The 22,140-nt window shown below is 43.5% G+C and carries 23 protein-coding genes and 1 pseudogene; 14 read left to right on the forward strand and 10 right to left on the reverse strand.

The features are described 5' to 3' along the window. Positions 1 to 57: 57 nt before the first annotated feature. Together ACIFO6_RS03810 and ACIFO6_RS03815 are read right to left on the reverse strand one after the other, a co-directional pair. On the reverse strand, positions 58 to 894 hold the full coding sequence (locus ACIFO6_RS03810; RefSeq protein WP_430038330.1) for a methyl-accepting chemotaxis protein: 837 nt from the start codon (positions 892 to 894) through the stop codon (positions 58 to 60). A gap of 553 nt (positions 895 to 1,447) precedes the next feature. Then, a complete protein-coding gene (locus ACIFO6_RS03815; protein WP_430038332.1) occupies positions 1,448 to 2,494 on the reverse strand; it encodes a hypothetical protein in 1,047 nt (348 codons plus the stop codon). A 251-nt stretch (positions 2,495 to 2,745) separates the two neighbouring features. On the opposite strand from ACIFO6_RS03815, the pseudogene ACIFO6_RS03820 reads away from it, so the two are divergent. Continuing rightward, positions 2,746 to 4,120: pseudogene (locus ACIFO6_RS03820) on the forward strand (transcriptional regulator). Positions 4,121 to 4,370: 250 nt separating this feature from the next. Continuing rightward, positions 4,371 to 4,550, forward strand: coding sequence for an aspartyl-phosphate phosphatase Spo0E family protein (locus tag ACIFO6_RS03825; protein ID WP_134911264.1), 180 nt, complete (start codon positions 4,371 to 4,373; stop codon positions 4,548 to 4,550). A gap of 75 nt (positions 4,551 to 4,625) precedes the next feature. On the opposite strand, the gene ACIFO6_RS03830 is transcribed toward ACIFO6_RS03825, so the two are convergent. Beyond that, a complete protein-coding gene (locus ACIFO6_RS03830) occupies positions 4,626 to 5,054 on the reverse strand; it encodes an AbrB/MazE/SpoVT family DNA-binding domain-containing protein (RefSeq protein ID WP_430038334.1) in 429 nt (142 codons plus the stop codon). Between the two features lie 210 nt (positions 5,055 to 5,264). On the opposite strand from ACIFO6_RS03830, the gene ACIFO6_RS03835 reads away from it, so the two are divergent. The 3 genes from ACIFO6_RS03835 (at position 5,265) to ACIFO6_RS03845 (ending at position 7,689) form a co-directional block, all read left to right on the forward strand. Beyond that, entirely contained in the window at positions 5,265 to 5,723 is a 459-nt protein-coding gene (locus ACIFO6_RS03835) for a hypothetical protein (RefSeq protein WP_430038336.1), read from the forward strand. 373 nt (positions 5,724 to 6,096) lie between these two features. After that, positions 6,097 to 6,255 carry an aspartyl-phosphate phosphatase Spo0E family protein gene (locus ACIFO6_RS03840; protein ID WP_430038338.1) on the forward strand — a complete coding sequence of 53 codons (159 nt, stop codon included), beginning with the start codon at positions 6,097 to 6,099 and terminating at the stop codon, positions 6,253 to 6,255. 714 nt (positions 6,256 to 6,969) lie between these two features. Next, entirely contained in the window at positions 6,970 to 7,689 is a 720-nt protein-coding gene (locus tag ACIFO6_RS03845) for a hypothetical protein (RefSeq protein WP_430038340.1), read from the forward strand. Between the two features lie 489 nt (positions 7,690 to 8,178). On the opposite strand, the gene ACIFO6_RS03850 is transcribed toward ACIFO6_RS03845, so the two are convergent. After that, positions 8,179 to 8,619: an AbrB/MazE/SpoVT family DNA-binding domain-containing protein gene (locus ACIFO6_RS03850; RefSeq protein ID WP_430038342.1), complete on the reverse strand. Its 441-nt coding sequence runs from the start codon at positions 8,617 to 8,619 to the stop codon at positions 8,179 to 8,181. 115 nt (positions 8,620 to 8,734) lie between these two features. On the opposite strand from ACIFO6_RS03850, the gene ACIFO6_RS03855 reads away from it, so the two are divergent. The 6 genes from ACIFO6_RS03855 to ACIFO6_RS03880 all read left to right on the forward strand — a co-directional run bounded on the left by ACIFO6_RS03855 (position 8,735) and on the right by ACIFO6_RS03880 (position 11,327). Beyond that, complete coding sequence (locus tag ACIFO6_RS03855; RefSeq protein WP_430038344.1) at positions 8,735 to 9,469, forward strand: hypothetical protein; 735 nt, start codon at positions 8,735 to 8,737, stop codon at positions 9,467 to 9,469. Positions 9,470 to 9,488: 19 nt separating this feature from the next. Next, entirely contained in the window at positions 9,489 to 9,767 is a 279-nt protein-coding gene (locus tag ACIFO6_RS03860; RefSeq protein ID WP_430038346.1) for a hypothetical protein, read from the forward strand. A 224-nt stretch (positions 9,768 to 9,991) separates the two neighbouring features. Continuing rightward, positions 9,992 to 10,378, forward strand: coding sequence for a hypothetical protein (locus tag ACIFO6_RS03865; RefSeq protein WP_430038348.1), 387 nt, complete (start codon positions 9,992 to 9,994; stop codon positions 10,376 to 10,378). Positions 10,379 to 10,415: 37 nt separating this feature from the next. Then, entirely contained in the window at positions 10,416 to 10,538 is a 123-nt protein-coding gene (locus tag ACIFO6_RS03870; RefSeq protein WP_430038350.1) for a hypothetical protein, read from the forward strand. Positions 10,539 to 10,549: 11 nt separating this feature from the next. Continuing rightward, positions 10,550 to 10,828, forward strand: coding sequence for a hypothetical protein (locus ACIFO6_RS03875; RefSeq protein WP_430038352.1), 279 nt, complete (start codon positions 10,550 to 10,552; stop codon positions 10,826 to 10,828). A gap of 247 nt (positions 10,829 to 11,075) precedes the next feature. Further along, complete coding sequence (locus tag ACIFO6_RS03880; protein WP_430038354.1) at positions 11,076 to 11,327, forward strand: hypothetical protein; 252 nt, start codon at positions 11,076 to 11,078, stop codon at positions 11,325 to 11,327. A 43-nt stretch (positions 11,328 to 11,370) separates the two neighbouring features. Here ACIFO6_RS03880 and ACIFO6_RS03885 read toward each other — a convergent pair whose 3' ends face one another. The 6 genes from ACIFO6_RS03885 to ACIFO6_RS03910 all read right to left on the reverse strand — a co-directional run bounded on the left by ACIFO6_RS03885 (position 11,371) and on the right by ACIFO6_RS03910 (position 19,572). Then, positions 11,371 to 12,198: a carbohydrate ABC transporter permease gene (locus ACIFO6_RS03885; protein WP_430038356.1), complete on the reverse strand. Its 828-nt coding sequence runs from the start codon at positions 12,196 to 12,198 to the stop codon at positions 11,371 to 11,373. Next, positions 12,195 to 13,079 (reverse strand): carbohydrate ABC transporter permease, encoded by an 885-nt coding sequence (locus tag ACIFO6_RS03890; RefSeq protein WP_044645320.1) that lies wholly within the window; start codon positions 13,077 to 13,079, stop codon positions 12,195 to 12,197. The genes ACIFO6_RS03885 and ACIFO6_RS03890 overlap by 4 nt, the downstream gene beginning before the upstream one ends. A 39-nt stretch (positions 13,080 to 13,118) precedes the next feature. Further along, positions 13,119 to 14,399, reverse strand: coding sequence for an ABC transporter substrate-binding protein (locus ACIFO6_RS03895; protein WP_430038358.1), 1,281 nt, complete (start codon positions 14,397 to 14,399; stop codon positions 13,119 to 13,121). A 172-nt stretch (positions 14,400 to 14,571) separates the two neighbouring features. Further along, complete coding sequence (locus ACIFO6_RS03900) at positions 14,572 to 15,639, reverse strand: response regulator transcription factor (RefSeq protein WP_430038360.1); 1,068 nt, start codon at positions 15,637 to 15,639, stop codon at positions 14,572 to 14,574. Beyond that, a complete protein-coding gene (locus tag ACIFO6_RS03905) occupies positions 15,636 to 17,432 on the reverse strand; it encodes a sensor histidine kinase (RefSeq protein ID WP_430038362.1) in 1,797 nt (598 codons plus the stop codon). Before ACIFO6_RS03905 ends, ACIFO6_RS03900 begins: the two co-directional genes overlap by 4 nt. Positions 17,433 to 17,565: 133 nt before the next feature. Beyond that, the gene (locus ACIFO6_RS03910; RefSeq protein WP_430038364.1) at positions 17,566 to 19,572 is read right to left on the reverse strand and encodes a beta-galactosidase; all 2,007 of its coding nucleotides are present in this window, start codon (positions 19,570 to 19,572) and stop codon (positions 17,566 to 17,568) included. 319 nt (positions 19,573 to 19,891) lie between these two features. Here ACIFO6_RS03910 and ACIFO6_RS03915 point away from each other — a divergent pair, with 319 nt between their 5' ends. The 3 genes from ACIFO6_RS03915 (at position 19,892) to ACIFO6_RS03925 (ending at position 22,093) form a co-directional block, all read left to right on the forward strand. After that, complete coding sequence (locus ACIFO6_RS03915) at positions 19,892 to 20,800, forward strand: helix-turn-helix domain-containing protein (RefSeq protein WP_430038366.1); 909 nt, start codon at positions 19,892 to 19,894, stop codon at positions 20,798 to 20,800. Positions 20,801 to 20,933: 133 nt separating this feature from the next. After that, complete coding sequence (locus ACIFO6_RS03920) at positions 20,934 to 21,233, forward strand: hypothetical protein (protein ID WP_430038368.1); 300 nt, start codon at positions 20,934 to 20,936, stop codon at positions 21,231 to 21,233. 101 nt (positions 21,234 to 21,334) lie between these two features. After that, a complete protein-coding gene (locus ACIFO6_RS03925; protein ID WP_430038370.1) occupies positions 21,335 to 22,093 on the forward strand; it encodes a hypothetical protein in 759 nt (252 codons plus the stop codon). Positions 22,094 to 22,140: the final 47 nt, after the last annotated feature.

Below are 22,140 nucleotides of genomic sequence, written 5' to 3' on the forward strand. Positions count from 1 at the left end.
TGAAAAAAGCCGCGCTACCCCAGCGCGACTCCCAAGCTTTCTACAATCAGGTATCTCTTATTCTTCGTAGGTAATGATTTTGTTAACAAACACCTTTAGCTCCTTGCTTGTAACATTCAGTTGGTCAATAATCTCCATAAAGCTGGTTACCAGTTCTGCCTGCTGGTGCGAGGATGTGGTAATATCCGAAATCTCAGTTTCCATATGTGCAATCGTACGGGTAACGTCCTGAAGCGATTTTTCAATCCGGGTTGTAGCTTCCTTGGTATCTACCGACAGCTTGCGTACCTCTTGAGCGACGACTCCGAACCCGGCCCCTGCCGCTCCGACGCGAGCAGCTTCAATAGCTGCATTTAAACCGAGCAGATTGGTCTGATCTGAAATTTCGCGGATGAAGCCCGCCACCTCCGACACGTTGGATGAATTCTGAACAGCTTCGCGTGAGTTATGCAATATCTGCTGCGATGTGGCAGATAGCTCCTGCGAATGGGCTGCGACGGACTGAATGCTCTCTACCAATTGGCTTGTAATGGTTTCGGTTCGAGCCATCAATTCTTGCAGTATCGATTGGTTGTCCATGCTGTAGCAAACGCATAAAGTGGCAACCACCTCTCCGCTCTCCTCTTGAATCGGGAGAAAAAGTGCATCAAACGCAAAGCCATACTGTTCCTTATCGTAGTGAGTCAACGATCTTTCTCTACCATTTTTCAAGCGGGCAAAATTACGTTCTTCCTCGGCCAGAGGGTCACCGGATTTGTAATCGAGTTTCATAAACTCCCCCGGTGAGAAATATAAATATTGCACCCTGTCCATAACTAAAATGGTAACATCTTCTCTGATGACCTGACGAATCAATGGTACTACCTTCAATAAAGAATCTACTATGCTCATCATGTATGTCCTCTCAAGTAAAATTCGTATATCATAATAGTTTTATCGGCATTTTCCCTTAAATAAATAGTATAAATTGCTTTGCATCTGTCATCTATGCACCCGATTTATATGAATCTATTTTCTATCCACCTCCACACATAGCGTGTAGCCGTGACGCTGTCAGGCAATACAGCGATTATGTATGTAGACGGTGTGGAGGCCACGCGCAACACGAACATGGCGTTAAAGCCGTTTTCACAGCTTGTCCTCGGTAAGCAGCGCTGTTGCAGGCCCTAAAAAGGCAGCCCGTTCGTATGCCGAAGGGGCAGATTAAACGAATGTCGTTATTTTATGCCATTAACTGTTTAACTTGTGAATGATTCGTGCCATAAATGATTTGTATCGTGAATCACTCACGCTATGAATGGTTATATGCCCTATTCATTGGAGTAAAAAAGACGGGCGGCTCTCGTGGAAGTCTTGTTGCTTCCCGGTTTAGAGGCCGTCCGGCTTATGATGAAATGGAAAATGGATTTTCATACGTGGTATTGATGGCGATTTCACTTGCGGGGTATTAGCTCTTTTTAATCCGCGTTGTTCTTGGCTGTAAGCGTGCCAATTCCTTGCTGGTGAGCTGTCTTGTATAAGAGCGTGGGGATGATCCTGTATCTACTTTGCGCACCTGGCCTGCCCCGACGGGGCGGGCTACCCGTGTGTTAAACGCCTGCATGAACCACTGCACCGGGAAGGCAATGGACATACGACCATCTGCCGTGCCTGCAAAATTGACCGCTGCCGCATAATTATCCGACTGTCTGAGCCAGACAGAGCCGGAATCCCCGGGCAGCGATACAGGGGTGGTGCCTCTAATAACAGTCTGATCCTGGAAGGTCAGCAGCCCCAAGCTTCCGCCGTAATTAATTTGTAGATCCGTATAGACGGACTCTACCGTACCTTTCACCAATCCAGTCGTACGCCCCACCTTTTTAAATTTTTCTCCCACACGATAAGCGGTCACATGCCCCGGAACAACGCCTACCGTAGCGTAGCGCGGACTGAGCAAGCTGTTGCGGGTCGGCAAGGACAGAGCCGCATCAATGAAATTGGTTCCCTTGGGATTCAGGCGTATATACCGATACAACCGCCCTATACGATCTCGGGTATCCGTCCCCCCATCGGCTCCGCCGGGCTGAAGCGTGGCCTCCCGATTGTCTGTATTGGACGGGTTGAGTACATGGTTATTGCTGAAAAGATAACGTGTAGCCGGCGCTCCAGTTGGGGCAACGATGAGTCCGGTTGTACCGGAGCCTTCAATCGTCCCGACACTGTAGCCGGCAATGACCGGGCGTATACGCGTCATATAGTCCGTAGCATGGGCTTTCATCTTTCCAGACTTTACAATCCGGACAGGAACGCTCGTTTGCTTGCCTAGTGCTGTAGCCGACAGAAGCCCGGTAGAGGCCGTAGACAGCCGATCTGTGTACACAATGACAGCGGCCCCCCTTTTGGGACGAGCAGGGTCCCTATACCCTACGCCGATGCCGTGGACACCGGACATTTTTAAGACTTGCTTGGCCAGCCGCTTTTTCACTTGAAGGGCGGCCGAGAAGGTAGCCAACATAATCATCCCCTTTGACATTCAGATGAAATATTGTATGGCTGTGGCCGCTCCGCGTGCCATTTGATCTTACGATCGCTGTTGCAGATTCAAATGGACCAATGCACTACCAAACGCGTATTGAAAGATATATAAAAACATCCCAAAAGATGGTATACTCATTTCTGAAATTGACACTTTGTCATTTGATTTTGATGTTCCTATTTTACAGGGATTGATATCCTAATAAGTTTCCTTTAAAGGGGTGGTTTATTTTGTCCAATACAACCACGATACTCGCAGAATTGGTCAAGTACATGAACGAACATGATTTAAACATTAGCAATCTGGCTAGGAAATCAAAGATGAATCCCGGCACAGTTAGCAGCCTCATTAATGGAAACCGTAAGTTTTCAGTCTATCAATTGGACAGATTAACAGAAGCGATGAGGCATCCCATTGGTTATTATTATGAACGTTATATCCCCGAATACTTAGCTGATGCTAGTCCCAACTGGCGTAGAATGAGTCCTTTTTTGGAAAATTGTGCAAAATTGAACAAGTTAGATTGTATTCAGCAAGTCGTGAATATGTTATTGGATAAGTTGGGCTATGCTACTCCATTATTTGAACTGGCTGAGAAACTATTTGAAGACGGTTTGTATGAGGCAGCGGCTATACTTTATGAAAACGTGGCTCTAAGTGAGAATAAGCAGCACTCGGAGCGCTTGGCTATATGTCAGTACCGCCTGTTTCAGAGCAGACAAGGAGATGACCAGGAAAAAAACTATGAAGCAGCCGTGCAGTTTGGAACCTACGTTGAACGTTTGGACGAACTAGACCAACTAGATGGTTTAAAGGCTTTAGCGAATACATATCGTGCGTTACATAAATGGGACAAAGTAGAATTATTCGCTAAAGCTTTGGGAGAAAAGGCTGAGATTCAATACAAATTGAGCAAACGGCAGCATCGTGTAAAAAAAGAAGATTCAAAGCAGCCAAGCTTCCCTCTGTTCGCTTACTGGGCATTCTCACATTTACTTCGCGGTCAAGCCTGTGACGAAAGAGGAGATTATGAACAGGCACTGTATCATATCAAAAAGTATGCTAATTTAAGCTGGGTAACGGATACCGATGAAGAAACCTCGAGATGGGAAAAATAAGTATGAGGAATGGGCAGTAGTAAATATGTATGCAATTAAGCTTCTTTCGGGGGAAAGGAACGTACTTCCCGATTATGTAGCCTATATTTCTTCAAGAAAAGATGAGGTTCTTCCCGCGCTTGACATCATTCTTGAGGCGGCTAACCGATATCATTTTGATGTAGACGATATTCTAAAGCAATTCGAAGCGGATATTTCATCTTATCTGGGGCAACAAAAAGTTGAAAGCTTTTATACTCAACGATTCATAACAGAGCGTTTTATACATTTTTCAAGAAAGTTAGCGCTCTATTATTTGCGTAAAAGTATGTTTTCAGATGGGTTTAGATCTCTGTTGATTTGCATGGAAATATCTATTGCAATCAATAACAGGATACAAGCAATGAGGTGTATGAGGCTTTTTGTTTCTTTTCAAGAACATGCACCTTCTAACACCAGGGCATTTTACAGAAAATTGGTTAATGCTGTGGGTGAAGACGAAGAGTAAGACCCTTTTTAGTAACCAGCTTTATGTTAGTTTCCCTTGTAACTGTCCCCTTACAATTTCAAGATAAAGAGCCCAGTTATCAACCGAATCATCACGGCGAAATGTAACCCATTTTAGATGAAGTGAATTAAGGGACGTACTCTTAGAGTACGTCTTTTCTCTTTGGAATATATAGAACATGTACCAAACATTTACTTTTCAATGGTTTCCACATGAATCCCTAAAATAAGAGTACAAAGGGGGAACTGTGATGCAAACCGACAACATTTTGAGTCACCATGTAGAAGCAGCTAGACAAAAACTGCATGATCTCCAAAATAAATATGGCTTTGGTCACGCTAGTGTACTCAAACAATCAATGGTTCTGGACGAACTTATCAATCAATATCAATACACTTATTATAGACGTAAAAAAAATCCGACTGTTTAAATGTAGCAGATTGGGACGAGTAATCTTTGGGGGTGTTACTCGCCTTTTATGTAGTACATAATCTGAGTGAAGACATCACTCCTCTGATTTATTCTTAAGAAATTTTACATAAATTGGTGATATTTTTAGTGACTTGGCATAGGTTTTCATAGAGGCACCAGGATACTGTTTCATAAGGTCTAGAAATAGTTTGACCATTTGTGCATCAGATAAATTTTGAATATCTTCCGGTGTAGAAGGTAGCTGAATTTCTGGAATTGGGTTACCTTTGAGACCATTCACACAGCGGATACAAACATATTTTTGTTTATGTTGAATAAATTGCTTGGTTCCTCCACATAGGAGACATGATTCATTACCTATTCGATAGATGATGATGGAATCTTCCCTAGTGAAAAACTCCATTGGAGTATCCGTGTTAATGCCAAATCGCCTTCTTATTCCTATAGGGATCACAATTCTCCCCAAACTGTCTAAATTTCTTACCATTAGCGCGTCACTCAATGTATTCACTCCTTTAATTTTCATGGTCCTTTTTTTAATAATTATAGTAATATATGCCTTATGCGAGTTAAATTTTATAATCGAAAGGATAAAAGTGGTAATACGATACTTTAGTATCAATTTACATTTTATTCAAAAAAATATACAAATGATACCTTATATATGTTACTGTTGTTTAGTAATACAAAAAATAGAAAAGGACGTGCTAGTATGTTAAAATTGAAAAACACAGCAGTAATTCTTACGGGGGTGCTGGCTCTTACGGCAATAGCTCCAATCGCAGCTTCTGCTGCTGCTCCTACTGAGGGAACCAAAGTATCGAAGGATCATGGAGGTATAGTTATCCAATCAACTGGTCAAGAGGTACGCGAGCTTCTTGGTGGGACAAGTCCGACGATGAACTTAACTGTTAAAAAAGGTTATGGACATGTAAGGATTAAAGTTCGGAATACAGGAACATCAAATCTCACTTGGAGCTTGCAAGGTAACGGGAAAGAGTATGTCTATAAAACTGTTGGCAAAGGAGACACATTAACGTGGACCAGTCTTAGTTCATTCCCTAATGGGATGCCTTCAGGGGAATACGTAATTCAATTCAGAGCCAACGGTAACGAAGTTAGAGGCGAAGCTTGGGGTACTACTGGTCAGTACACAGGAGACATTAGCTAACCATACTTGGGATTTTAATTAACTAATATTAATGAAAAAGAAAACTATTTTAATCATTGTTGGAGTCATTTTAGCGATCTTTATTCTCTGTTTCTTTTTAAACGTATGGGTGGTCAATAACATTCGTGTTGTCCCTAACTAATAGTCAAGGAGATTAATGAATAAGAAGAAAGTATGGAAGATTGTAGGGTTCTCTGTTTTGGGAATTGTTTTAATCTACATTTTCTTGGTTATTGTAGGGATTTCTCAGCTTGTTACTAACGTAACACCATAGGACTTGACTTTATGCTTTTTCGTACTTACAGTTGAATTATTGTAGTTCCTATCACAGCAGTCAAACACAAAAGACTTCCTTAATTATAGGAGGTCTTTTGTGTTAGCGGTAGAAGTAGCTAGACAACAACTGTATGACCTCCAAAATAAACATGGCTTTGGTCACGCTAGTGTACTCAAACAATCCATGGTTCTGGGCGAACTTATCAATCAATATCAATACACTTATTATAGACGTAAAAAGAATCCGACTGTTTAAATGCAACTGATTAAGGCGAGTTATCTTTGGGGGCGCCGCTCGCCTTTTATGTAGTACATAATCTGAGTGAAGACATTATTCCTCCGACTTATTTTTAAGAAAATATGCATAAGTTGGTGAGATTTTTAGCAATTTGGCATATGTTTTCATAGAGGCACCAGGATACTGTTTCATAAGGTCTAGCAATAACTTAACCATATGTGCATCAGATACATTTTGAATATCTTCTGATGTAGAGGGTAGCTGATTTTTTGGGATTGGGTACCCTTTGAGGTCATTTGCACAATAGATACATACATAAGAATTTTTATGCTGAATTAATTGCTTGGTTTTCCCACATAGAAGACATGATTCGTTACCTACTCGATACATGATGATGGAATCCTCCGTAGTGAAAAACTCCATTGGAGTATCCGTGTTAATGCCAAGTCGCCTTCTTATTTTCTATAGGGATCACAATTCTCCCCAAACTGTCTAAATTTCTTACCATTAACGCGTCACCCAATGTGTTCACTCCTTCAATTTTCATAATCCTTATTATTTAAAATATAGTAATATATGCCTTATGCGAGTGAAATTTTATAACCGAAAGGGTAAAAGTGGTAATATGATACTTTAGTATCAATTTACATTTTATTCAATAAAATATACAAATGATACCTTATATATGTTACTGTTGTGTAGTAATACAAAAATAGAAAAGGACGTGTTAGTATGTTAAAATTGAAAAGTACAGCAGTAATTCTTACAGGTGTATTGGCTCTTACGGCAGTAGCTCCACTAGCCGCATCTGCACAATCGACAAGCATTGAACCCACCACTGAACAGAATACACAGACAACCGAGATTAATTCGCCACAAGACTACATAGCGTGGCTCAAGGGGCAGGATGCAGGAGAAACAGCACAGCAATTTTCAGACCTGTCTCAAGCAGATCAGGAAAAGTTCGTCAAGTATATAAATGAGCCTGAGATTAATAAAACAATCCTGAATGCAATAGCTACGAGCAACGGAGATAAGGTGTCGTTAAATGGTGGTGATATTACAGTAAAGAATGAACAGACCGTCACACCATCTAAGGTATCTCCCCAAGCAAAAGATTACGCTGTTTCTCAGCGAGCTACAGCGACAGTTCTAGGCGTGGATATTGTAATATTACGCGAACGAGTGGAATATCGCGTGGAAGGTACTCCTTCTAACCAAAGAATATCACAAGTGCTGAATGGTGGCGGCACAATAGAGCGTTATTTAGTGCCAATGGGTCGAATGGATGTAAAAGACGATAAAGGATATGTTAACTCAAGTGGTAAGGCAGTACAACGGTCAGTGTTTACCACTTCTTTTGTTCACCCTAAACTTGGAGCAATCGTGGGCGTGAACAACTTTACAATATACGGTGACGTTGATGGTTATTGGACTTGGGATTTTAACTGAGGCTGAGGCATGAAAAAGAAAACTATTTTTATTATAATTGGTGTCATTTTAGCGATCTTTATTATCTGTTTCTTTTTAAACGTATGGGTGGTCAATAACATTCGTGTTGTCCCTTCCTAATAACTATGAACAAAAAAATTTAGAAAATTGTAGGGTTCTCTGTTTTGGGAATTGTTTTAATCTACATTTTCTTGGTTATTGTAGGAATTTCTCAGCTTGTTACTAACGTAACACCATAGGACTAGACTTTATGCTTTTTCGTATTTACAGTTGAATTATTGTAGGCCCTATCACAGCGGTCAAACATAAAAGACTTCCTTAATTATAGGAGGTCTTTTGTGTTAGCGGTAGAAGTAGCTAGACAACAACTGTATGACCTCCAAAATAAACATGGCTTTGGTCACGCTAGTGTACTCAAACAATCCATGGTTCTGGGCGAGAAACTTGTGATGAGGTCGCTCGCCCATTTATTGTAACACTTAGTCTTATTTAGGGGGGATCTATTTCAGTCGTCTTACTTTTAAGGAAAGAGACATAAGTTGGTGAAATCTTCAATAGCTGCGCATAGGTTTTCATGGAAGCACCGGGATATTGTTTCATGAGGTCTAACAGGAGCTTAACCGTTTGTGCATCAGATACATTTTGAATATCTACTGATGTAGAGGGTAGCTGATTTTCTGCGATTGGGTACCCTTTGAGAACATTTGCACAATAGATACATACATAAGATTTTTTGAAGGGAATGAGTTGTTTGTTTCCCCCGCATAGGAGACATGATTCACTTTCTGATCTACGCATTACAATAGCGCTTTCAGTTGTGAAAAACTCCATTTCTGTGTTCTTGTTGATACCCAACCGATTTCTTATTTCCACTGGGATTACAACTCTCCCTAAGCTATCTAAATCTCTTTTCATTATCGCATCATTCAATGTATACACCCCTCCAAGACATATGATCCTTATTTTCATAAAGATAGAAATATATGCCTTTGATGAGAGAAAATTTATAAACGAAAGGATAAATGTGGTAGTATGGTACCTTAGTATGATTTTACATTTTATTTTAAAAAATTATACAAATGATTCCTTATATGTGTTACCGTTGTGTAGTAATACAAATAATAGAAAAGGACGTGTTAGTATGTTAAAATTGAAAAACACAGCAGTAATTCTTACGGGTGTCTTAGCTCTTACGGCAGTAGCTCCAATCGCAGCTTCTGCCGCACCTATTCAACAATCGGAACAAGCAGAAGCAAACAAAGAGGTTAAACAACTGAGCGTAGACACTGAAACCTTAAATGCTATCACGGATATTGAAAAGTTTATAAAACTGGATGGGGATCATTATGTCCTTGATCCTGCCGCAAAATCTGTGGTGAGTGAGAAGGTTTTCACTAACTACTCTAAAGCTGTTGAATCTGTAAATGAGCAACTTAAAAATGGGATTCTGCAAACAAAAAATGGGGAACTTGTCACAAACCCTAACTACAAAGAGATTGGTACGAATATGTACGGTAATTGGTACTGGTGGGGTTATGCGCTAACTCTCACGAACGCTGAGACGAAGCACCAAATTGAAGCGATCGAAAACACAAGGGACACCTCTGCATTTGTATTTGCAATTCTTGCCGCAATCCCCGGCTTGCAAGGAACAATCGTACCATCGGTGATACTTACTACTGGAGTTTCGGTGGTGCTAAATCGGTTGAAGGCTAACGATTACGGAAGAGGTGTAACTATTAATTTTCACCCCGGATACTTCGAAGTAACAAGTAACTAAGAACTGAGGATCATAATTTATGAATATATATTTGCTTGTCCTTTTTATTGCAATCATTGCTGGCAATATACTATTTAATATCTTTAAGAAAAGACAAGGAGAAGGTAGTAAAGCGCCTGATGTAGTAACAATTATAGGATTAGTGATCGGACTGGCGTTAGGCATCACTCCTGTCTTTCTCAGTGGCATACAAGAGTGGACTTGGCACTATACAGTCGTTGTGCTTGGTTCTACTCTTGTTATTGGACGCATCCTGTATGGCTGGAGAAAAGGCAGAGATAATAAAACAAAAAAATAGCTATTACAACAAAAAGTGGCTAATAAAGGGCTCTGGAAGATATAGTTTAGTTATTTTCTTTCAAGGTGTTGGGACAGTATACAGTGAAAGTGTAACTGGCTCCCATTATGTAACAATAAATTAGTTTTTATTGGTGGCTCCTAACACATCTTTAAGGGCCACCAGTATTGTTTGTCGACTTTACTTCATATAATACATAGACAAATAATTCAAGGAGGTACTTCATGTTTTCAACAATATTGACATACAGCATACAAACAATTGCAATTTTACTAATTATCTTTAACTTATTGAGAAGGAACGAAAAAAAAGTAGGTTGGGGATCACTTTCACTGCTTTTATCTCTTCTTGGTATGCTTGTTTCTTTTGAATTTGGCAATTACATATTGGGGGATCAGTTGCTTTCCCTTTTAGGATTGCCCGCATGGTCTAACCCTGTTGATAATACTGGGTTTCACTACACCCTTTTTCTATCCATTATTTTTTTCATTCCAAGTTTAATCATTGGATTTAAAAATCCTAAAGAATTTGGAGCTGAAATGGGAAAACTGGTTTCTAGTATATATCTAACTCTGATAACAGTTACGCTTTTATTTTTAATTATAAGCTAAAAATATACAGTCCACATCGTCTCTGGTCTTTGCTTTAATGACGGCAGTGCCTGGATTACAAGGAACGACTTTGCCAGCCGCTATCATCGAAGCCAACAACCAGGGACGAGGTGTAACCCTCAATTTACATGTCGGTTACTACGATATTACAAGTAACTAAGGGGTGATTTCATGAATGTCTATTTGTTTGTGATCCTTGTGTTAATCCTTGCTGGTAGCCTACTGTTTAACATCTTTAAAAGCTCCATGGGAAAGGACAGCAAAGCTCCAGATATAGTAACCATTATAGGACTTGTTTTTGCAGTCGCTTTGGGTGTAACTCCTGTTTTTCTTAGCGGACTACAGGCGTGGACATGGCATACAACAGTCCTTATTGTTGGATGTGCAGTCGTTATCGTTCGTATCCTGTATAGCTGGAGTAAAAATAGAAGTCACTCAAAAAATGGCTGAGGGATAGTTGACTTTGCTCTATAATCGTACTTACTGTGCATTGAAGGGGGATTTTAAAATGATAGATACTGTGGGAATCGAGTTTTTAGAATCTAACTTGGAAAATGAAAACTATTTTAATCATTGTCGGAGCCATTTTAGCAATCTTTATTCTCTGTTTCTTTTTAAACTTATGGGTGGTCAATAACCTACACGTGCCTCCACAATAAAACGTTGAACTATTGTAAGTCCTATAGGAGCTGATATTATGTATAATTCATTTACCTCAATATTTTTTGCTGCGTTAACTGCAATCACCCTCATAACGCTGCCAAAATTAGAAGCTAGGGTGAGTAAGAGAACAATGTTAAAAGTGAGAATTTCCATAATAACAACAGTTCTGCTGATCGGAGTCGTGTTGTATATCATTGACCCTCAGTGGTGGATCATTGTAGCCTTTGCAATTTTGTTTGTAACCCTTCCTATCTTTTTATTGAAACGTTGGCGCGAAAAAAGCTGAATCAGAAAAAAAGCCTTCCTTGTTGATAGGAAGGCTTTCCATTTTACCCCTTAATTGCTCCCTCCGCAATTCCCTCCATAATGAATTTTTGGAAGAACGAATAGATCAGGATAACCGGGATGGAGGTCAGTACAAGTGCGGCCAGAATGAGCGACCATTCCTTGTTATACTCCCCGAACAGCATGTTTGTCGAAAGAATCAGGGTGTAGTGGTTCACATCCGTCAGCATCAACAGCGGGAGTAAAAAGTCGTTCCAAATCCACAGGAAATCCAAAATCGCAATCGTGACAGTGATCGGCAGCAGCAAAGGAAATATAATCCGAAAGAATGTTTGGAACTCATTACAGCCATCCATCTGTGCCGATTCCTCCAGCTCACGCGGGATGGATTTGACGAATCCATGATACAAAAAGATCGCCATATTCACACCCAAGCCGATATAGATCAGCGCCAGACCATACGTACTGCCTTGGACGGACAAATCCTTTGCCATTCTTGTAAGCGGTATCATAATGGAGTGAAACGGTACCAGCATGGATGCAACAAACAGGGAGAAGATCGCACTGCTCATTTTTCCCCGTGTACGAGAGAGCTTGTAGCCCGCCAGCGCCGAACAGATCACGATGCCGCCTATTCCAATAAAAGAAATAATCGTGGAATTAAGAGCACTGTTCAGCAAATGGGTCTGTTGAAAAGCCTGACTGTAATTTTCAAAATGAAGCTTCGTTGGCAGCGCCGTAAAGGATGCGAACATCTCACCCTGCGTTTTAAAGGAATTAATTACCGCCATGTAGATCGGGAAGAAGGACACCACAGCGCCCACGCAGAGGATCAGGGTAATCAACAAGGAGTTGGCTTTTTTCAGACTCATGCCTCCACCTCCCTCTTCTTCATCACACGTAACTGGATCAGCGTGAAGATCAGCACGATGGCGAACAAAATAACGGATTTAGCGCTTGCGTAACCATAACGGAAGTTGTTGGAAAACGCCTCCTCATAAATGTTCATCGTAATTACCTGCGTACTGCGCCCCGGCCCTCCGCCAGTCAGTCCATAGACGACCTCGTAGACTTTGAAGGCACCGTTCAGGGTCAGGAAGAAACAGATGGTAATCGCATGGGTAATCATCGGCAGCGTCACACTTCTTAACGTCTGGAACGCGTTCGCCCCGTCAATAATAGCGGCCTCCTTCAAGCTTTGCGGTACACCCTGAAGCGCAGCCAGATAAATGATCATCATATAGCCGACACCATTCCAGAGCGATACAATAATGATGGAAAAGAAGGATACCTTCGGATCGCCCAGCCACGATTGGCCCAAAAAGGCGATAGCTGTCTTTTCGGCAATCTGCGGCAGCACGGAGGAAAACACGAACGTCCACATAAATGCGCTAATAATGGTACTGATCATATTCGGCATAAAAAATATCGTCCGAAAAAATCCTTTGGTACGTGTACGTGATTCAATCAGCACCGCCAGAGCTAACGCCAGCACATTTTGCAGCACAATCATGACCAGTACATATTTGAGCGTGAACCAGAGGGAATTGAGAAAATCCGGGTCCTCCTTCAGCGCCTCCACAAAGTTCCCCAAGCCGATAAAGCTGTAATTCGGATTCAATCCGTTCCAGTCTGTAAAGCTGTAGTACATACCGCTGATCGTTGGAATAAGCAGGAAGATGGCGTAAAAGATCAGCGCCGGGGCGGTAAACGCCAGCAGCATCACGTATTTTTTATAGATTTTAAAGGGCATGGAGTCTCCCCCCTCCTGATGTAATTCTATAGGTTTCCGTTACTTGTTTACTTTGTTATATGATTTCCATGCCTTATCCAGCGCCTTAATCACGTCATCCTGCGAGAGCTGGCCTGCATAGTAGGATTGCAGCGATTTGCCTGCCTCATCCTTGACCGCTTGCGGAATGGACGGATCTTGATACGACTTACCTGCTTTCACATATTCGGTAGCGTCATTGACCCAAGGGTAGCTTTTGAACGTATGCACTTTAGAGATCGGGTTGAATTTCAATGCTTCATAGAATGCGCTGGAATCCTTATCGTCCAACACATAGTTGACAAAATCGAGCGCAACCTCTTTATTTTTGCTTGTAGAGGATACAGCCAGCGAAGTCGAAGTCGACAGATTGATCAATGTCGCATTCGGATCGTCATTAATCGGCAACGGAGCTACCCCAAAATCCATTTTTGGATCAGATTTCAAAATCGTTTCCGCAAACCACGGCCCCTGAATCCACATTGCCGCTTTCCCCGCAGCAAAGGCCGCCGATCCATCATCCCCGCCGACTTCCAGCGCCTTGTCTGTACCGTTGCTGTTCACCAGATCAATAATGTCGAACATACTCTTCATTTCGGAAAAAGAGCCCTTGTCCTGATTCATCCGTTCGATAAAATCCTTGTCCTGTGTGTTCATCATCGCACCCGCTGTCAGCGGCACGAATAACTGTGGAATCCAGGATTCCTTGTAGGACAGCAGGAACGGCTTCACATGATTCGCTTTGAGCTTCTCGACCACAGCCTTCATTTCGGTCAGCGTTCCCGGTGGCTTCAAGTTCAGGTCCTTAAATATCTTTTTATTGTACAAGTAGCCCCATGAAATCGTTTCCAAAGGAACTGCCACGACCTTGCCGTCTTTCGTCGTCACCGAGGGCTTCACACTATCCATCAATTTGCTGACAAATGGCTGCCCGGACAGGTCCTCCAAATAGCCCGCTTTATAAAACGGAGGAATTTCATTCACTGCATGCAGAGCGAACACATCCGGCGCATCGTTGGATGCAAGTCTCGTCTTCAAAATTTGTGCGGCATTGTCGGAAGGCGGCATCTCCAATTGCACCGTAACGTCGATATTTTTATCTTTCTTTTCCTTCGCTACGAATGCGTTAATATATTTATCGTAATGCTCCTTCAAACGGGGCTGTGCGATAAACATTTTGAGATTAACCGTTTTACCGTCTCCACCGGAACCGCTGCTGTCACTACCTGAAGAATTCGCTCCACACCCGGCCAACAACGTGCCAACCAGCATTGTGCTCAATACACCTTTCCACATCTTCATGCAAAATGACCTCCCCTAAGTTGAAAATAACTGTGACCCACTGGCTGCTAATTCCTTTGTACTACTTGTTTTGTATACGCTTTCATTATAGGATGGGAGGTCACTTCTGCCATTGGACATCATTAGCCTGTTGGGTTGGATTTTTTTAAACTACGGCTGTTATCTCTCTACATCATTGCTCCTTCCTCATTTCACCGGGCGCCATGCCAAAATGCTTTTTAAACACCCGGTAGAAATACGATACGTCCTCATATCCCGCCATCTCCGCCACCGCTTTAATCGAAATTTGTTTATCTGCCAGCCACTCGCGCGCTTTTTCCATTCTCCGCTGCACGATATAGTCCGTTACATTTTGACCATACTCCTGCTTGAATACCTTGCTCATATACTCCTTGCTGACAAAAAAGTTTTTCGCCAGCTGCTCCAGTGTAATCGGCTCGGCAAAGTGGCTGTCCATATAGTGCCGAACCTCCTCCAGATTCAGCTTGTTCTTATACTTCCGTTGCCGAATGAGCTGCTCCAGCTCCTGCACATAACATGCCGACACAAACTCCAGCGCACGATCCGCAGAGGATAGCGTGTCCTGCGAGAGCGGAAATCCAGCCTTGGCAGTGGGCGTATCCAGCCCGTTGGACGCTGCCAGCTCCTTAAGCTGGGAAAGAAGCTCCTGCACCAGCCTGCCCAGCATATGTGGACTGGATTCCCCGTAGCTCTCCAGCTCCTGCCAAACCTGCTTGCAGGTCATTTGTACGCCCTCCCGATTCAGCTCATTAAAATAAAGTCGCAGCAGTTGCTTATACCGGGACAGCTTGTGGAAGTACTCATAGTCCAGCTCCGCCGCCTCCTGCTGCTGTTCCGCTGCCTTGGCCTCCAGATCGTCTTTGCATTTAAGCAATACTGCATTCAGCTCGACGGGATTGACGGGCTTCAGCAAGTAATCGACGGCCTTGTACCGAATGGCATGTTTGGCATACGCGAAGTCGTCATAGCCGCTCACGACAATGATTTTCATATCGGGAAAATGGTGATTCAGCGCTTGCAGCAGCTCCACTCCGTCCGCACCCGGCATACGCATGTCGGTAATCACAATCTGCGGGGATAATTCCCCGGCCAGCCTGAACGCCTCATCTCCGTCCTCAGCTTCGCCAACCACCGACATGCCAAGCCTTTCCCATGCGCCAAATGTCTTTAGAATATCCCGGTTCCACGGCTCATCATCGACGATTAATACCCGGATCATCCATTTTCCTCCCCTGCTAATGTGAATGGAATACGGATGGTGACATGTGTACCGCTTTCCGGCTCACTGTCTATCGTCACCCCGTAATTCACTCCAAAATTCATCCGTATGCGTGAAGCCACATTGCTTAATCCGATATGGCTACCCTGCGCCCAGATCGGCTCCTGCGATGGATTTTCCAGTCGTGCCCTTACTTCTTCCAGCCTGTCGTGAGCCATGCCGCTACCATTATCGCAGACTGTAATGCATAGGTCTGCTTCCATAAGCTCCACTCGGATTCCCACCCGCCATGCTCCCGCCTTACGATCCAGTCCGTGCTGAAACGCATTTTCCAGCAATGGCTGAAGCGACAGCTTGGGCAGACGAACATCCAGCGCCTGTTCATCCGTCTCCACCTGAAACACCAGTCGTCGCGGAAACCGCCGCTGCTGGATGCGCATATAGTGACCTACATGGTCAATTTCCGCGCGTAAGGAGGCCATATCCTGCGGCTCCCGTACCACGTAGCGGAACATCTCACTCAGCGACCGAATGACCTCATACGTGTCCTCTGGCTTTTGGGAAAATACCATGCTGCCGATCATTTGCAGCGTATTTTGCAGAAAATGGGGATGAATCTGCGCCTGAAGCGCTTTTAGCTCGGCCGTCTTTTTTTGTAAATTCATACTATATTCCGTCTGGATATGCTCGCGGATTCGTCCTGCCATGCCATGCAGACTTCTTTCCAGCATTCCAATCTCATCCGGGCGTGTACTGGGTTCTCCAGCAGGTCCCTTGATCATCTCCAGTTCCTGCACCGACCGGGCCAAATGGACAATCGGGCGTGCGGTACGCCATGCGATGAAAACAGCCATGCAGATCGAAACCAATATGGAGATCCCGCCTATAATAATCCCGTACAGCATGGTCGAAAAAGCGCTGTGGTTAATGGAGGAGGTGGGTACGATTTTGACCAGCCTCAGCCCTACCACATCCAACTCATTATAAAATACATAATTACCGGCAGTCTTAATCATTCCCGGCCCCGGCTGAACATCCCGAAGTGCTGTCAGTACCTCCGCAGGAGGGGACTGGCGAATCTGCGACGGATACATCACCTTTCCATCTGAACCTGTAATAAAAACCTGATGCTGATCCCCCCGACCCAGCAAACCCAGCGTCTGATCGAATTGGGACCACAGCACATCCAGTGAAATAGCACCCGTCTGCTTCTGATCCTCAAAACGGCGAATACTGCGGGTCAGTGTAAATCGTTCCGGGGCAGCGGGGCTTATGCGAATCGAATAATCCTTATTCGCTTTCCACATCTCGGCATACTGAGGGGGGATACCGTTCACCGTCGTAATGGCATTTTGCATCCCATTGAAGGTAAACAGCGTTTGCGGCTGCTTCAAATAGAGCTGGATGCCGATCACATGGCTCCCGGCCGAATAATATACATTTGCCAGCGTATTGAGCATTTTTCGCTGTGCATTAAATTGGCTGGAAAGATTGTCCGGCTCACGCTCATTCAAATAATCGCTCAGATCGGGGCTGATCTGAATGCTGTAAATCAGGTGGTTCAGACGATCTAACTGGTCACTGACATAGATTCCCGTCCATTTCATATTGGACATATTCGTCTCCACCACTTCGGTTTCCATCGACGCTCTGCTTTTTTCCGCAGCCAGCGCCGTGACGGCAATAACCGGCAGCACAGAAAGGACGATCATCGTCAAAATCAGCTTGAGCTGAATGCTGCGTCGATACGGGGCTGTCAGTGCCCGAAACCAGCGAACTACTCGGGTTGGCATAGCGATGCTCCCCTCTGTTCAGCTATATGCGAAAACGCCCCGCTATACGCAGGGGCGCTCATTTTCCGGGTATTCCCGGCTGGACACATATATAATTTCATTTATATGTCGATTTCAGCTCATTACTCATCATTTACGCTTCTTCGATAATTATAACACTCCAAGGCTCTAATTGAAGCGTTTGTCCTTGAACAACTGTCTGCTGTCCGATCAGCTCCTTGCCGTCTCCATGCGGATACACAACTGAGCCTGCTTGTTCGGAATAGTTAAAATAGTACCGGATCGTCCGTTCCAGCTCATTCGTACCGGATTTAACAATGATCGGATACGAGACTTCCTGATCTACTCCCCACACTCCCGCCTGCTTCGCGACAGAACGGAATAGCTCACGAATGACCGCCGGGCTTACGACACAGCCAATGTAGGTCGCCGTTCCCTGACCATAACGGTTTTGCGTAATTGCGGCATATTTACCCCAATGCGGATGGTCGTAATAGGCCAACACCTCGGCAGTTGTCGGTGTAATCAGCTCCATCCACGTATCCACCTGATTCTCCTCTGCTGCCACTTCAAAAGGATTATCCTTGAGCGTTACATTCTTCGGCTCCACGAACAGGCTGTAATGAATGCCGCAGGCTTCGCTAATCACGCCCGGCTGCCGGGAGGTTCTCACCTGCACATGCTCATCGGTAAACCCGCTTCGGAACGTGTATACCACATGACCGCCGTTTTCCACATAACGGTTCAGCTTTTCCAGTAACGCATTCGGTGCAGAGTAGAGAACGGGTACGATCAAGAGATCATAATCGTCAAATGACTCCGTACCCGGATGAACGATATCCGTACCGATATTCAGCTTATACAGCTCGTCATACAAGCGACGTACAATGTCATTGTAATTCAGCGAACTATTCATATTGAACTTGAACCAGTTAATTGATGTCAACGCTTCATTGCTGACCAGGATGGCTGTTTTGTTTTTCTTTTTCAGGTTGACCAGATGCGGAGACAATCTCGCAAAATCCTTCCCGATGGTCTGTGCTTCCTCATAGACAGGATTGGGTTCAAAATCATGACTCAGCAGACCCTTCCAGTATGTTTCGAAGGAATTATGGATGGAATGCCAATGCCAGTAGGCCACCATATTGGCCCCGGAAGCCAGATGACTGAACGCTTGCAGTCGCAATTGCCCCGGATAGGGAACCCAATGGGTAAAAGCCTGCGCTTCCGTTTCCAGCACCAGATAATTATTATTCTTCGTGGAGCGCGCCACATCACCACCGAAGGAAATTTCGATCCCGGTCAAATCATCCTGTGTTGGATGGTAAATATCCACCCCCGTCACATCAAATGCCTGAGATGCCGCAAAATGATCCACATCCGGCTGAATGCCGAAGGAATGGCCTCTCCACTCAAAATCAAAGTTTTGCGTAACAAACTGATCCTCCCGCTTGTATTCATTCACGAGCGCGACCTGCCAGGCGAGGAAATCCGTGACCAGCTTGCGCTGGAATTGGGAAAAGGCTGCGCCCAGGCTTCCATTAATCGTCCCGACCACAGAAGGAAAATCCTCCCAGCTATTGATCCGATTGCTCCAGTAATCAAGGCCGAATTTGTGGTTCAGCTCTTCCAGTGATTCAAACTGCTCACGCAAATGCTTCACAAATCGCAATTGCACATTCGGCCCGCTTGTGTTGTAATGCTTCGTTTCGTTATCCGTCTGAAAACCGATTACCGCCGGATGCTGACTCACCCGTCCAATCAGCTTGCGTATGATCCGCTCGGCATGGAACAGGTACACCGGGTTCGTAATGTCCATAATCTGACGGGCCCCGTATTTGCCCGGGCCTTGTGGTGTTGTCGCCAATACGTCAGGATGCTCCTTGACCAGCCATGTTGGTACAGCATAGGTTGGCGTGCCTACAATGACCTCAATGCCCGCCTTATGCATTGCATCCAGCACCCGATCCACGGAGGTAAAATCAAACACTCCGTTTTGCGGTTCATGCGTACTCCAGGTGGATTCGGCAATTCGAACCACGTTGATGCCCGCATCCTTCATCATTTGAATATCTTGGTCCAGACGGTCATAAGGCATATATTCATCATAATAAGCAACGCCGTACAGCAGCTTTTTCATCAGGTCGTCCTCCAATATGTTCGTAGTAGAGTGTCGTGTGCTAAGGGTCATTGCCAGTCATGCGAACCTGTCCGCTCTGCGGTACATTCGGGATATAGCCTGCAAAGGCCAGCGCATACCCTATGCGGATTGATGTTGTTTCCATAGTTACTCCTGATTTCGAAATGGAATCGTTTTCAATCAATCCTTATATAAGTGCTCTCTTTTATATAAAAGCTTATATTATAGGATTTGTAAACGCTCTTTTATTATAATTACATGTTAGGTACAATAAGATTGTCTAAGCGGTGTAAAATTTGCCCTAATCGAAGGTGATCTGATGATATTGAATTCTGGAGTAGACCCAGCTCTGTTCGAAAATTGCCATTGGCTTCCTAACATTGACTGGAATGTAAAGTTTTTTGGCGCTCATATTCACCGGGTAAAAGCAAACTGGTGTATGCCAGAAGAGTCACATATCGGTTTTGAAATTGTACTGATTTTGGAGGGTCGTCAGGAGACGATCATGGAGAATAATGTGTATTCGGTTGGTGTCGGGGATATTCTGATCATTCCACCGGGATTCAAGCATGTGAGTCAATGTGCTTCCCCGGACGGGATGTATTATTTCAGTACCCATTTTAATATAGATGATCCGTTATTCCGTCAGGAGATGATTAAGAGCAACCAGCTTTTTTTTCCAGCCGGTACTGAAACGAACATAAAGCTGCAAAAGATCGTGCACAGCTGGATTGGCATGATGCAGGAGAACGGAACATATACGACAGCGGATCGTTTTCGCATGCAAATTGCCTTGTTTGAGCTGTTCGGGATATTCTCGCAAATGATCTCTACCGGGATGGAGCCTACGCTTTCGCCCTCATCCGTTCAGTATGCCAAGGCCATTATGGAGGCCATCCAATCCAGGTTCAAGCCTTATCGGGATGATGAATCTGCCGAGCCGACGTTCCGCATTGAATATGTGGCAGCCTCCCTCGGAATCAGTCCCGGATATGCACAGGAGGTATTCCGCAAGGTATACGGCTATTCGCCGCGTCACTACCTGTCGGAGACGAAGCTGCACGAGGCGAAAGTGCTGATCCAGCAGCCCAATCTGCCGCTGAACAAGATAGCTTCCCTGCTCGGATACTCCAGCTTGGCTCATTTCAGCAGACAGTTCAAGCGCTGGACCGGCACCAGTCCGCTCAAATACCGCCAAACACTAGGCCCGGTTACTGAGCAGGATTAAGGTGATTACAGTTGGAGTACAAAAGTCTCTTCAAAGGGATTTACAGAATAAAATGTTCTAAAAAATGTCGTAAGCTCTTAATTGTTCAAGAGCTTACGACAGATTCAACAATGGAAGTAATCAAAGTGTAAAAATGAATTTGGAAACGGAATCAAAAATGACTGGCGAAGTAACTGGAACTATAAAATATGGTTTTTCAGCAGTTGCAGAAGGTGAGATGAGTTTAAAGATCGGTCAGGAATATAGAAAGAAAGTTTCCATTGACGTGACCATTAAACCTTGGCATACTGCTGAATTAAAAAGCGCTGCAAGAGGTATAAAAAGAAATTATGAGTATACAGATACGGGATGGTTCGGAGATACCAAATACACAGCTTCAAGTTATGATAACAACGGCGGTGTAGAATACTGGCTCTATGATAATCCACGCTAATTTAAAATAATCTGATTACATACCCTCCTCGAAATGAGGAGGGTTTACCAATTACAAAAAGAGGTGAATACATATTGAGACTACGTTTTATTCTAATCACCATGTTGGTGCTGACTCATTCTATTTTTTTATTTGGATGTACCAACACTAGCCAAGAAAAAGTTATAAATAAATCAGATGAAACTATAAACACTCAATTGGAATATATACGACAAGTACGTGTACGTGAGAATAGTTATTTTATTTTCAATTCTCATGATGATAGCCCTCAAAAAATTAAGATTAGTTTCCCCTACAGAATAGAAGACCTAAACATTAAAAAGGCATCTTTATTATTAAATAATGAAGTTGTATTAGATAATGTCAAAATAACTATGATCAATGAAAATGAATTGACTGCAAATATCAATTTCATTCCTGAATTTAATGCCATTGAGGCCCTTCTTGAGGATGGGAGAATTGTACGATTAAATCCTGGTCAATACTACTTCGAAAAATTCAAGGAGGAAAATTTAAATGATTTTGAGAAACAAATTCTTGAAGTTAAGAATTTTCATTTGAAATTCAAAAACGGACACTTGCTGGTAGATATCATACTTCCTCAAGATAACAACTCCAAAATAGAATATCTGCTTCCTTCTCACATTAGAAAGTATGCGTCTGATTTAAAGTTCTCTCATCATAAAACAGATCATAACTCCGTTCAGTATACGTTGGAAGCCAATATATCCCACGATATTCTTCTGGAAAACAATGTGGATTCAATCACTTTTGATATTGGGATCATTCAAAATCACAAAAATAACAGGTGGTTCCTAATTAAAGGAAAGGTACCCGTAGAAGCTTCTGATTTTAAATAATAAAAATATAAGATATCCCTTATCTAATAAAATTGTAAAAGGCGCAG

It is taken from the genome of Paenibacillus sp. NRS-1781 (assembly GCF_050467745.1).
Lineage (GTDB): Bacteria > Bacillota > Bacilli > Paenibacillales > Paenibacillaceae > Paenibacillus > Paenibacillus terrae_A.